Raw genomic sequence first — 12,465 nt, forward strand, 5'->3', positions numbered from 1 at the left:
TTGGAGGAGTGATATATGAAAAAGGGAATCTACCTGTCTTTGGTCTGTGCAGCATCCCTGTATGCGGCAGAAGCTGAGCTGGGAACGATCGATGTGGAAGCGAAGGTCGATACGGAAGTACATAAAGATGTGCATGGAGATGATATTAAATCTGCCGATGTAGCAGAAGCGTTGATGAAGCAGTCGCCTTCCGTGATGTTGGTGCGAAGAAGTGGGATCGCAAACGATATTATTGTCCGTGGACAGAAGAAGGACAATATCAATGTTACAATAGATGGCGCGAAGATCTACGGTGCCTGTCCGAACAGGATGGACCCTCCCATTTCACATGTCCTGGCAAACAATATTGACTATATCACTATAGATGACGGTCCTTTTGATGTAGAGAGTTTTGGTGCATTGAGCGCCAATGTGGATGTTGAAACACTAAAACCGACCCAGGAATTTCATGGAGATGCCGCTTTGAATTTCGGTAGCTGGAATTACAAAAAAGCCTCTGCGATGGTCAGTGGCGGTACGGAGCGTATCAGGTTTCTTCTGAGTGCTTCGGCTGAACGTGGCGGACAGTATGAAGATGGTGACGGCAATGATTTTGCACAGCAGGTAGATAACTATATCAATAACAATCTCAACGGGAATATGGCACATGACAAAAAGTTGAAAGGACAGGCATTCCTGCCTCAATATCGTGATATGGATGCTTTTACAAAGAAGACCGTTCTTGCCAAGGTGTTCTGGGATATTACGGATAACCAGCAGCTGAAACTGAGCTATACGGGCAACAGAAGTGATGATGTCCTCTACCCGACGACACCAATGGATGCCCTGTATGATGATTCCAATATCTATAATGCGGAATATGTCCTCAACGAACTGGGCCGCTACTCCAAAGAGCTTGATATACAGCTTTACAAGTCAGATGTGGACCATCCTATGAGCAATATGTACAGAAAAGCTTCCAGTATGATGCTGATGAAAAACTGGCTGACGACAGATACGCAGGGAGCCAAGATCAAAAACAGATTCGATCTTGATAAGCACGAGATTACAGTGGGAATTGACTACAGTTTGCGTAACTGGAATGGGGCGTATTATGGAAAGAACGATATGTACAAAGGGGTGAGCATACCGGATGTTGACACCAGAAATATCGCTTTTTTTACCAAAGACAAGATACATTTCGACAAGTTTGATGTCGATCTTGGCTTGAGATATGACGATACATCGGTAGAACCCGGTCTGGGAACATTGCAAAGTAATGACTACAACGCGTTGAACGGAAATATATTGTTAACCTACCATATGGATGAAAAGACGAAAATCTTTGGAGGCGTAGGCCACTCATCAAGAGTACCGGACGGACGGGAACTCTATTTTCAGAAAGCGGGCAAGGTACTTGGAACCCCTGATCTGGACCTTGTGACCAATACAGAATTTGACATTGGTGGAGAGACACAGTTTGAAGATGCAACACTCAAAGCAAAGTTTTTCTACAGTAAACTGGGAGATTTTATCTTCTACAATGCTGATAAAATGATCAACCGTTTTGAAAATATGGATGCGACGCTGTACGGTGTTGAAGTAAGCGGAAGCTATATCGTGACGGATACCCTGTATCTTGACGGGGCGCTCTCCTTTCAGAAAGGTGAAAAGAAGAACCCTCTTAGCGGACAGACCGGAACCAATATGCCTGAGATCCCTCCAATGAAACTGGTAGCGGGGATCAACTTTGAAGAGCCTGGTGACTATCTGCTTCGTGCCGAAGTCATTGCGGCAAGTGCATGGGATGACTATGATGCAGAGAACGGTGAGCAGTACCTTCCCGGATATGCCGTGCTTAATCTCAAAGGAAGCAAAACGTTCGCGGATCACTTTGAAGTAACGGTAGGTGTAGATAACCTTTTTGACAAAACCTATGCCGTTTCGAACACCTATGAGGACCTGACACTTATTTCAGGTGGAGGTGAAGTAATGCTTATGAATGAACCAGGACGCTATATTTATACAAACCTGAGTTATAAGTTTTAATACTGTGCAGGGTGAGCTGATGCTCAGCCGCATCCCTGCCATTGTTTTTTTGTTCTGATTCCTGCATACTGATCCCGACAATCCTTTTTTCTTCAAATATTTTAAAATACCAGTAAAAAAGATATCCCTTTCTACCCAAATGTTAAATTAGTGTTAAATTCTTGACGCAAATCAATTATCTTAATAATAATAATAAGCTATAATGAAGCCATGGGCAATAATGCTGTTGCATTGTTGACTAAAATTCTTTAGGAGGAAATAATGAGCTACAAGTTAAGCAAATTGACATCGCTTTTTCTTGGGTCTGCATTGAGTGTATCTACACTTTTTGGTGCAAGTGCCCTGGATAATGTGATGAAAGAGAGAGGTTTGACGCAGGCTGACCTATTGGCAGCGGCTAAAACCTATACACCAAGCGGCGGACGTGACAAATATATCGTATTCTCTTCGGGCGGTCAGTCCGGACAGATCATGGTGTATGGTGTTCCGTCAATGAGAATTCTCAAATACATCGGTGTATTTACGCCGGAACCTTGGCAGGGTTGGGGTTATGATGATGACACCAAAAAAGTCCTTGCCCAGGGTAATATCAGAGGAAAGAAGATCACGTGGGGTGACACACACCACCCAGCGCTTTCCGAAACAAACGGTAGATATGACGGTAAATGGCTGGTTATCAATGATAAAGCCAATCCACGTCTTGCTGTTATTGATTTGAAGGACTTCGTTACCAAGCAGATTGTTGTGAACCCTGTTTTCAAATCTGACCATGGTGGAGCATTCTTTACACCGAATTCAGAGTATATTCTGGAAGCGTGTCAGTATGGAGCACCGCTTGACAATAACTACCATCCTATCGAAGAGTATAAAGAGACTTATCGTGGTGGTGTAACAGTTTGGAAGTTCGACCCGAAAATCGGAAGAATCGATCCGAAAAAATCGTTTACGATCGAAATGCCTCCTTATATGCAGGATCTTTCCGATGCAGGTAAAGAAGCAAGTTTTGGTTGGGGATTCACCAACTCATTCAACTCCGAGCTATATACAGGTGGTATTGAAAAAGGTCTTCCTCCATTCGAAGCGGGTATGAGCCGTAACGATACGGATTTCCTTCATGTGTATAACTGGAAAAAACTTGCGGAACTTGCAAAAGATCCTAAAAATGTAAAAATGATCAATGGTACCAGAGTCGTTCCTATGGAAGTTGCGATCAAGAATGATGCGCTTTTCCTTATTCCTGAGCCAAAATCACCTCATGGTGTCGATGTATCACCTGACGGTAAAAGTATTGTTGTCTGTGGTAAACTCGATACACATGCGACAGTGTATGATTTTGACAAGATACAGGATGCGATCAAGCATAAAGCGTATGTAGGGAAAGATCCGTACGGTATTCCTATTCTTGATCTGAAGAAAACAATGCACTGTCAGGCTGAGTTGGGCCTCGGGCCATTACATAACCAGTATGGTAAGAACTGGAAAGACGGTGAGATCTATACGTCTCTCTATGTTGACAGCCAGGTTGTCAAATGGAACTACAAGACCTGTAAAGTGGAAGACAGACAGAATGTTAACTACAACATCGGTCACCTCTGTGGTATGGAAGGTAAAACGGAAGATCCTCAGGGAGATTACATCATCGCATTGAACAAACTTGCGATCGACAGATTTAACGAGATCGGGCCATTGCATCCTCAAAACCACCAGTTGATCGATATTCGTGGTAAAAAAATGCAACTGCTCTACGATATGCCTGTTCCATTGGGTGAGCCTCACCAGGCAGTAGCCATCAGAGCAAGCAAACTGAAGACAGAAGTACGTTATAAAATGGGTACGAATGCCTTTACAGGTAAAGTACATGAAGGTAAGACACTTGCCGGTCAGGAAAAGATCGTAAGAAAAGGAAACCATGTCTATGTTTATGGAACAGTGGTCAGATCACACATCAACCCTGAACATGTAACAGTGAACAAAGGTGATACAGTAACCTTCTATCTTACAAACCTTGAAAGAGCTGAAGATGAGACACATGGTTTCACAGTAGATACGTACAATGTACATACATCTCTTGAGCCAGGTAAAACAGTTGCTGTAACATTCAAAGCAGATCTTGAAGGTGTATTCCCTTACTACTGTACAGAATTCTGTTCTGCACTGCACCTTGAGATGATGGGTTACCTTTTGGTCAAAGATCCGAACAAGAAGTATACAGCAGCCAAGAAACTTAAAATGGCAGCAATGAGTCCTGAGCAGCTCAAAAAAGAGTATGACCAGACTGTAGCAGTGAACAATGCGACAGACAAAGTCATCCAAAGTGTTGTGAAGTTCCTAAAAGAGAATCATTATGAAAAATATCCGACTATCAAAGCACTGGTAACAGATGCACTTGATCAGTATGGTAAGATCGCTGAACAGAAGAAAAAATCAGATGAAGCTGTTAAAGCAGGAGACCTTGATAAAGCAATTCTGTTCGAGAACATGATCTGGCAATATATGGTTAAGACGGCGGACGTTGGTATCAGAGCGAAAGACCTCTTGGTCAAAAAAGTAGCTAAACCTATGAGCCCTGCTGCTAAGCGTGGTGAAGCAGCGTATCTTGAAGGTGGATGTAACGGATGTCACGTTATCGGTAAAGTATCTTCAGGTCCAGACCTGACAGGTGTACTCCAGAGACACGAGAATGGTGAAGCATGGGCGAAACAGTGGATCATGCATCCTGAAAAGATGTATGATGATGACTATATCAAGTCTATGATCAACTACTTCAACCTGCGTATGCCTAACCAGGGTATGACAGAAGAACAGACCAACGATATTATCGAATATCTTAAGTGGATCGACGAGAACGCAAACCTCTTCTAAGATCTACATTCTATAAAGGGCGTAAAGCCCTTTGTAGCCTACATTATAATTCCCACTTATATTTTAAAAATATAATTTAGCTTGATAGATATCAAGTCTATTCATAGAATAAAACGGTAGAATATATGAAAGATATATAGGTATCTCAAAAAACTTGATCTATTCAAGTTTTTTGGTATATCTATTAAGAAAGGATACACATGAGTTCTTTGGCAAAGTCAAGAATATTTACACTGCTGGCATTGGGCATTCTGCTTTATTGGTTCGTAATCCCCGCGGTGTTCACGCACAATGTCGTCGAGATGGGAAGGCAGGGCAAGGGAGACCAGCTCTCCGACCTTACCATCAAGACCTGGGATTATTATCAGAAGGGCAGGTATGTTTCGCCCAATATCCCCAAAGAGGATGCGAACAATCTGAAGAAAATGATCGAGGATGATATGGAGTTGAATGTCGTGACCGCACCGATCTGGTATGTGTCGCTCGAAGCACCGAATTACCCTAAAGATGCATTCCCGGAAGGAATCCCGGTCTTTTACCATTTTGACGGATTTAGTGGCGATGTTCATGAAATGAATACGATCAACCACTATATCGGAATGGATCCGATGGAGAGAGGGGCACCATATCTTCGTATGTTGGCTCCATATGCTTTGATCTTCGTAGCGTGGCTGATGGCGATGTTCATGATCTACAACAACAGGATCTTCAATCTTCTGATGCTGATCCCTGTGGCACTACCGATCGTTTTCATAGGCTTCTACTCCTATTGGCTCTATTGGTTCGGACATCATATGCATGATTGGGGAGCCTTCAAGATCAAACCCTTCACCCCTACGGTCTTCGGGGACGGTAAAGTCGCACAGTTTACGACGCACTCTTACCCAACACTTGGTTTCTGGCTCCTGGTAGCTATCTCTGTGTTGAGTATTTTGGCACTGGCGGCAAAACGTAAATATCAGAAAAGCGAACAAGCAGCCTAAGATGTTACAGAAGATCATAGCATTCACTATCGCAATCAGTTCACTGTCTCTGGCAGGTAATGTATTGCAGGATGCTATTGATCAGGCAAAACCGGGCTCCCGTCTGGAGTTACCGGCGGGGCTTTATCATGGAAATATCGTGATAAACAAACCGCTTATCATAGACGGGAAAGACCAGAAAGCCATCATCGAAGGTGATGGAAAAGGTACTGTGGTGACCATCACGAGTTCCGGTGTTACCGTGAAAAACCTAACCATCAGACACAGTGGCGAAGAACATGAAAAGGTCGATGCTGGTATTTCCATGAAAAAAACGACACAGTGTCATATAGAAAATAACAAAATCGTTGATTGTCTGTTCGGGATCGATATGTCCGAAGTGAGTAGTTCGGAGATTAATGATAATTATATCGAGTCCAAACCGTTTGACCTCGGTATCCGGGGAGATGGTATCCGCCTGTGGTACAGTAATGACAACCATCTGAGCGGCAACCATCTTTACAAGTCACGTGATTTCGTTGTATGGTATTCACATGGAAACCTCATAGAAAAGAACCGAGGTGAGTACGGCAGATATTCACTGCATTTTATGTATACCGGAAAGAATATTGTCAAAGACAATGTCTACAAACATAATTCAGTAGGTATTTTCTTTATGTATTCGCAGGATACGGTGGCTACTGGAAATCTGATACAAAATTCTCTGGGAACAACAGGGCTTGGGATCGGTATGAAAGATGCAAGCAATTTTGTACTTAAAGACAATACGATCATATATTGTGCCAGAGGATTGTTCATCGACCGGTCACCCTATGAGCCTGATACGACAAACCTTATTGAAGGCAATCGTATTATTTACAACAGTGAAGGGATACACTTCCATTCTTTAAGTCTCCACAATACGTTCGTAAATAATATTTTTAAAGGAAATATTGAAAATGTAATGAATGATTCGTATAATACAAGAATAACAGAGAATGAGTTTGACGGGAACTACTGGGACGACTATGAAGGGTTTGACAAGAATGGTGACGGTATAGGGGATGGTCCCTATAACTATTATGCGTATGCAGATAAAGTATGGCTTTTAAATCCGAATATTAAATTCTTTTACGGATCTCCCGTGATCTCGATATTGAATTTTCTGGCAAAGCTGGCTCCTTTTTCGGAGCCGGTACTGCTTTTAAGCGATAAGCATCCCAAAATGCATGAAGGACAGGTATAATGGAAGAAAAAGTACAGAAAACTATTTCAAAAGAAGAGAAAAAAAGACGCCAGTTCATGAAGCAGGCTGTAGGTCTGGGTGTACTTGGCATAGCTGCAGCAGGCGGTATCTGGGCGGCAAAGGACTTCAAACTGACAAAGGGACGGCTGCGTCCTCCCGGAGCTGTACCTGAAGAGCAGTATCTTTCAATGTGCATCAAGTGCGGACAGTGCCTCCAGGTCTGTCCTTATGATTCTATTATGCTGGAAGATATAGATGGGGAAGCAGGTGTTGGAACGGCTTATATCGATCCTCTGGCAAGGGGATGTTATCTCTGTGAAGCCTTTCCCTGTGTATTGGCATGCCCCACAGGGGCACTCGATCATGAAGCGAACGTGATCGAAAAAGTACACATGGGTATGGCAATCGTGGTCAATGAAAGTGCCTGTCTGGCCCTGGATAATAAGAAGGTAACCGATGATATGATCGGACGTATCTATGAGCATACCAAAGTGATCAGTGATACAGAGCGTCAAAACAGAAAAGTGGTAATGAACCCCAATGATCCTGAAAAAGTAATACTTCAGAAGGAACTGTTGAAAAAACTCAGTGAGCAGGAAGGTAAAAATTGTAGCCTGTGTGCGGATCTTTGTCCGTTTGAACCTGATCCGAGCCAGGCAATAGGAATGGTGTCAAAAGACGGAGGGCTTTTCCCTGAGATACGTGACGCCTGTGTCGGGTGTGGTGCATGTGTAGAACTCTGTCCAACCAAAGTCCTGCAGATACTTCCGTATGCTACCTATGCAGATGTGTATGAAAAAAATAAAGGAAGTCAAAATGCGTAATAAAATATTGGTCCTTTCACTGGGAGTCAGCCTGCTTATTTTGACTGGTTGCGGAGAAGAGAAGCCAAAAGAATCAGCCGGTAAAGAAGCCAGTGCCAAGGGTATCGTCGTGACTGAAGGTGCTGTGAAAGCCTTGAAAAAAGAAGATGGTTCCAAAGAGAACAGTGGACAGTTCTACTACTCCTACAATAAAGAAAAAAAAGGCAGTAGTGAATATAATTCTGAAACTTCGAAAGTAAGAACAGAACTTGATGCCTACAGAGATATCAGGTCACCGTATGAACGAGTGCAGATCACTCTGATGGTTCAACAGCTCAGCCCGGATTACCGTCTGCTTTGTTCTGCCTGCCATGATGACTATGCCAATGGTGTGATCGGACCGGCACTGCTGGATAAGAATGCCACCTTTATCTTTAGCCAGATTAAAGCATTTAAGACTGGAGAAAAAAAGAATGCATTGATGAAAGAACTGGTGAACCGCATCGATGAGCAAAGACTGCAGGGTATCGCCAAAGAGATAGAAAGATTCAACAGACAAATCAAAGAAATGAGGAGTAAACAGAAATGAAACACATATTAGCTGCAATCGTAACCGTACTTGCATTGGGAGCAATGTTCATGGTCTATCAGTCAGACAGAGAAGTGAACAAGCTCGAAGAGATCCAGAAAATGATCGCCAAAACACAGATAAAAGTAAAGCTAGATACGGGTACACAGCTTGTAACACAGGAAGCTCCTGTAGAAAAAATGAGCAATGCCGATATCGAAAAAGAACAGGCAAAGAAAAAGAAAGAGCTGGATGAGAAACTTCAGGCTCTGAAAAATAAAGCTGGAAATGTCGCAGCATTCAGTGTAAGCCCGCTTTATAAGCAGAAATGTTCTTCCTGTCACGGAGTGAACGGTGAAGGGATCATTGGTCCAAAGCTGGTTGGACTGAGTGCTGAGACCGTGCATAAGGATCTGACAGATTTCAAATCCGGGAAAAGAAAGAATTACGTGATGTATGGATTGCTCAGCAAAATGGATGAGAGCCAAATGCAGGCACTTTCAGACGAGATCGGCTCATTTGAGCAGAAGCTTAAAGAGCAGCAACAGTAAAAGCCAAAGCAGTTCCCAACTGCTTAGCAGCTTTATAAAGGATAGCAAATGGACAGATATAACGGTAGTGTCAGGGAGCTGATCAATGCACCGCTCCTGAGTACCTTGTATTATAAGACGCAGGCTGGCAAGTTCAGACTGACACTTAGGGCATGGAGATGGTTGAGTATTATCATTATCAACCTTCTTTTCTTCCTCTCTTTCCATATCGACCTGCAGATGTTGGAAGGTACACTGAACGGATCGAGACTCTTTGGATTTCACTTGATCGACCCTTTCACCGCGCTGGAGATCTTTGCTGCAGAGCACCATTTTCATACGAATGTGATCATCGGGTCTGTAACGCTGATCGTATTTTATTTTCTAGTTGGAGGAAAAGCATACTGCTCATGGGTATGTCCTTACGGACTTCTGAGTGAAATAGGAGAGCGTATCCATCAGATACTGGTACGAAAGAAGATCATCAAAGAGCACAAATTCACGCCGAATGTGCGTTTTGTATTTTGGGCGATCTTTTTGGCTGCAGCAGCCATAGATGGTTATCTGGTTTTTGAAGTACTCAATCCAATCGGCTATATCAGCCGTGCGATCACGTATGGATGGAGTCTGGCTTTGGTATGGGTACTGGTCGTACTTGCTATAGAGATTTTTTACTCGAGAAGAGCATGGTGCAAATATGTGTGCCCTGTAGGAACGACCTACAATATGCTTGGCTGGATCAGCATGACAAAAGTCAAATGGGATATGAACAAGTGTGACCACTGCGGTGCCTGTCTGAATGCCTGTTTTGAGGATCATGTACTGGAATTTATCAAGCCAAAGTATGACAAGGAGCGTAAAGAGAAAGGCGTTGAGACACAGCTGGTGGTCAATGGCGACTGTACTCTCTGCGGACGATGTTTTGATGTATGCCATACCGATGCATATAATTATGACTTTAGATTGAAGGATATGGTATAGATGTTGGTTCAAGCTGAAAAAGTCAATAAGACATTTATGGGAAGCAAAGTACTCGACAATGTAGACCTGACCATAGAAGGGGGGGACCGTATTGCAATGATGGGGCCCAATGGTGCGGGGAAGACCACTCTGGTACGCGCTATGCTTGGATTTTACCATATAGACAGCGGAAAGATCTCTGTGGATGGCTTTGATCCGGTGAAGAGCAGAGTGGATGTGTTGAAAAACATCAGTTTTATTCCGCAGCTTCCTCCTCCGGTCAAACTGAGCTTGGAAGAATTGCTATTGTATGTAGAACGCAGTTCGGGAGTATCCAGAGCGAAAATATTTGAGGAATCAGACAGAATGGATCTGGATCTCAAAAAGCATATCTCCAAGCCTTTTTTTAAACTTTCCGGAGGGATGAAGCAAAAACTTTTGATCGCTATTGCACTTTCCAAAAAAAGCGACCTGCTCATTTTCGATGAGCCTACGGCTAACCTTGATCCCAAAGGCAGGGAAAAGTTTTATGAGCTTCTGACAGAAATCGATACAGAGTGTTCAACGCTTTTTATTACCCACAGACTCGATGAGATAGAGGGACTGATCAACCGGAAAATATACATGGATTTGGGAAAGGTAGTGGAAGATGAAAAGATTTAGTTTAACGTTTTTTATAGGGCTTTTTCTATTGCTTGGTTTTGCCGGATGTGAAAAAAAACAAGTAGGTGCGGTGCAGCAGATGCACTGGGACCGGGATATGTGCGAACGCTGTAAAATGGCGATCAGCGAACGTAAGTTTGCCGTACAGATCATTGACCCGAAAACGGGAAAAGATTATAAATTTGATGATCTCGGCTGTGCTGTGCTCTGGATGGATGAAGAGAAGATTCCTTGGAAAGAGCAGGCGATCATCTGGATCACCGATGCCAAGACAGGCAAATGGATTGATGCTCGTAAAGCCAAATACGTGAGCGGCGCTATAACACCGATGGCGTATGGTTTTGCTGCCTACACTGAAGAGACCGTACCAAAAGGGGTAGAAACATTGGACTATCCGAAGGTTGCAGAGAAGATAGAAATAATTGAAAAACAGAATAACAAAAAAGTAAGGAGCTATTGATGAAAAATCTTTTTCTGATAGCTTACCTGGATGTAAAAGAGTCGCTGCGCTCCAAATGGTTTTATGTCTATTCGGTGGTATTTGGTGGACTAATGGCACTCTTTTTCATTACGGGTGTTTCCGACTCTGTGGTAATGGGTTTTACTGGTCTCAGCCGTATGTTGTTGATCTTTATTCAGGTAACGATCATAATTCTGCCTATTTTTATACTGATCACCACAGTCAAGTCGATCTCGGGAGACAGGGAAAGCAATGTGCTGGAATATATGCTCTCATTCCCTGTATCGTTGAACGATTACTACTGGGGCAAGATGTTGGGACGTTTTTTGACAGTCTTTATGCCGGTCTTTCTTGCGCTGATTCTCGGCGTCATCTTCGGTCTTTTTAAAGGCGGAGAGATGCCATGGCGTATGGTATTTCTTTACTCTACGCTGCTTTTTTCTTTGAGTTTTGTCTTTTTGGGCTTAGCATTCTTCCTCTCAACTATCGTCAAGTCAACGGATATTGCATTGGGGAGTTCTTTTGTCGTATGGATAGCTATGCTGGCATTCATCGACATTGCACTGATGGGACTGATGCTGCAGAACAGAATGAGTGACGGATTGATCGTTACACTGGCCATGCTCAACCCCATAGAAGTGTTCCGGATAGGGGCTATTTCGCTCTTCGATCCTGAATTGACGGTTATCGGGCCTGTAGCCTATTATCTGCTTGATACACTCGGATCGACATTTTTGATGATCTATGCGATTATTTATCCTATTATCATAGGTGCATTTTTGGCTTATTTTGGCTATATTGCTTTTAGAAAAAAAGATCTTTTATAAGGAGTGTTGATGAAAAAAACTATTTTAAGTCTGTTGCTGTGTAGCGGTATAGGTATTGCAGGGACATCCTTTAACACGAAGGTTCTGTTGCTTGACCAGAATGCATCGGATCCTGTCTATCAGCTACCGTTGAAAAAATATGAAAAATGGCTTTGCGAAGCAGAACTGAAAAACAAAAAAAAGGTACAGTTCGTTTCAGTCAAAGCGATGATGCAGGCCTACCAGCATCAGGAGTATTTCATCAAGCATCATTTGCTGCCGACCGGTATCAAAACGATGTATGTGCAGGATTTCATCAGCGGACAGAGAGTGGATGCTACCAAAGCGGTCTACGTCTTTGGAAGCAGGCTTACGGGACCGCATGGTGATGATCTCATCCCCTTTGCATCGGAAGAGAATGCCAAACTCTTCATGATGAAGCATGGAGGAACCAAAATCCTGCCGTTTTCAAAGTTAAGCAAAGGTTTGATCCGGTATCTGGATATGTGAGCAGCGTTAAAAAATCGACACCTGCGTGTCGATTTTAGCTGCGAAACCGAAGCGGTGGAGCAAAGCG

12 protein-coding genes are annotated in these 12,465 nt (G+C 43.2%); all 12 read left to right on the top strand.

Features of this window, described 5'->3' with window-relative positions:
* The first annotated feature begins 15 nt into the window (after positions 1 to 15).
* Positions 16 to 2,028: a TonB-dependent receptor gene (locus tag YH65_RS00720; protein WP_046550200.1), complete on the top strand. Its 2,013-nt coding sequence runs from the start codon at positions 16 to 18 to the stop codon at positions 2,026 to 2,028.
* A gap of 261 nt (positions 2,029 to 2,289) precedes the next feature.
* Entirely contained in the window at positions 2,290 to 4,890 is a 2,601-nt protein-coding gene (gene nosZ / locus YH65_RS00725; protein ID WP_046550201.1) for a Sec-dependent nitrous-oxide reductase, read from the top strand.
* Between the two features lie 200 nt (positions 4,891 to 5,090).
* Positions 5,091 to 5,873 (top strand): cytochrome C, encoded by a 783-nt coding sequence (locus tag YH65_RS00730; protein ID WP_084721986.1) that lies wholly within the window; start codon positions 5,091 to 5,093, stop codon positions 5,871 to 5,873.
* A gap of 1 nt (position 5,874) precedes the next feature.
* Positions 5,875 to 7,098: a nitrous oxide reductase family maturation protein NosD gene (locus YH65_RS00735; RefSeq protein ID WP_046550202.1), complete on the top strand. Its 1,224-nt coding sequence runs from the start codon at positions 5,875 to 5,877 to the stop codon at positions 7,096 to 7,098.
* Complete coding sequence (locus tag YH65_RS00740) at positions 7,098 to 7,922, top strand: 4Fe-4S dicluster domain-containing protein (protein ID WP_052746035.1); 825 nt, start codon at positions 7,098 to 7,100, stop codon at positions 7,920 to 7,922. Before YH65_RS00735 ends, YH65_RS00740 begins: the two co-directional genes overlap by 1 nt.
* Positions 7,915 to 8,490: a c-type cytochrome gene (locus YH65_RS00745; protein WP_046550203.1), complete on the top strand. Its 576-nt coding sequence runs from the start codon at positions 7,915 to 7,917 to the stop codon at positions 8,488 to 8,490. Before YH65_RS00740 ends, YH65_RS00745 begins: the two co-directional genes overlap by 8 nt.
* Positions 8,487 to 9,020, top strand: coding sequence for a c-type cytochrome (locus YH65_RS00750; protein WP_046550204.1), 534 nt, complete (start codon positions 8,487 to 8,489; stop codon positions 9,018 to 9,020). The genes YH65_RS00745 and YH65_RS00750 overlap by 4 nt, the downstream gene beginning before the upstream one ends.
* A gap of 48 nt (positions 9,021 to 9,068) precedes the next feature.
* Positions 9,069 to 9,980 (top strand): NapH/MauN family ferredoxin-type protein, encoded by a 912-nt coding sequence (locus YH65_RS00755; protein WP_046550205.1) that lies wholly within the window; start codon positions 9,069 to 9,071, stop codon positions 9,978 to 9,980.
* Positions 9,981 to 10,622, top strand: coding sequence for an ABC transporter ATP-binding protein (locus YH65_RS00760; protein ID WP_245609202.1), 642 nt, complete (start codon positions 9,981 to 9,983; stop codon positions 10,620 to 10,622).
* A complete protein-coding gene (locus YH65_RS00765) occupies positions 10,609 to 11,082 on the top strand; it encodes a hypothetical protein (RefSeq protein ID WP_046550206.1) in 474 nt (157 codons plus the stop codon). The genes YH65_RS00760 and YH65_RS00765 overlap by 14 nt, the downstream gene beginning before the upstream one ends.
* Positions 11,082 to 11,909 (top strand): ABC transporter permease, encoded by an 828-nt coding sequence (locus YH65_RS00770; protein WP_046550207.1) that lies wholly within the window; start codon positions 11,082 to 11,084, stop codon positions 11,907 to 11,909. Before YH65_RS00765 ends, YH65_RS00770 begins: the two co-directional genes overlap by 1 nt.
* 9 nt (positions 11,910 to 11,918) lie before the next feature.
* Positions 11,919 to 12,398: a nitrous oxide reductase accessory protein NosL gene (locus YH65_RS00775; RefSeq protein ID WP_052746036.1), complete on the top strand. Its 480-nt coding sequence runs from the start codon at positions 11,919 to 11,921 to the stop codon at positions 12,396 to 12,398.
* Positions 12,399 to 12,465 lie beyond the last annotated feature (67 nt).

The organism is Sulfurovum lithotrophicum, from assembly GCF_000987835.1.
Lineage (GTDB): Bacteria > Campylobacterota > Campylobacteria > Campylobacterales > Sulfurovaceae > Sulfurovum > Sulfurovum lithotrophicum.

Excerpts from the sequence above, each read along its gene's own strand:
- YH65_RS00720 (WP_046550200.1), top strand. The coding sequence starts at position 16 with ATGAAAAAGGGAATCTACCTGTCTTTGGTCTGTGCAGCATCCCTGTAT.
- nosZ (WP_046550201.1), top strand. The coding sequence starts at position 2,290 with ATGAGCTACAAGTTAAGCAAATTGACATCGCTTTTTCTTGGGTCTGCA.
- YH65_RS00730 (WP_084721986.1), top strand. The coding sequence starts at position 5,091 with ATGAGTTCTTTGGCAAAGTCAAGAATATTTACACTGCTGGCATTGGGC.
- YH65_RS00735 (WP_046550202.1), top strand. The coding sequence starts at position 5,875 with ATGTTACAGAAGATCATAGCATTCACTATCGCAATCAGTTCACTGTCT.
- YH65_RS00740 (WP_052746035.1), top strand. The coding sequence starts at position 7,098 with ATGGAAGAAAAAGTACAGAAAACTATTTCAAAAGAAGAGAAAAAAAGA.
- YH65_RS00745 (WP_046550203.1), top strand. The coding sequence starts at position 7,915 with ATGCGTAATAAAATATTGGTCCTTTCACTGGGAGTCAGCCTGCTTATT.
- YH65_RS00750 (WP_046550204.1), top strand. The coding sequence starts at position 8,487 with ATGAAACACATATTAGCTGCAATCGTAACCGTACTTGCATTGGGAGCA.
- YH65_RS00755 (WP_046550205.1), top strand. The coding sequence starts at position 9,069 with ATGGACAGATATAACGGTAGTGTCAGGGAGCTGATCAATGCACCGCTC.
- YH65_RS00760 (WP_245609202.1), top strand. The coding sequence starts at position 9,981 with ATGTTGGTTCAAGCTGAAAAAGTCAATAAGACATTTATGGGAAGCAAA.
- YH65_RS00765 (WP_046550206.1), top strand. The coding sequence starts at position 10,609 with ATGAAAAGATTTAGTTTAACGTTTTTTATAGGGCTTTTTCTATTGCTT.
- YH65_RS00770 (WP_046550207.1), top strand. The coding sequence starts at position 11,082 with ATGAAAAATCTTTTTCTGATAGCTTACCTGGATGTAAAAGAGTCGCTG.
- YH65_RS00775 (WP_052746036.1), top strand. The coding sequence starts at position 11,919 with ATGAAAAAAACTATTTTAAGTCTGTTGCTGTGTAGCGGTATAGGTATT.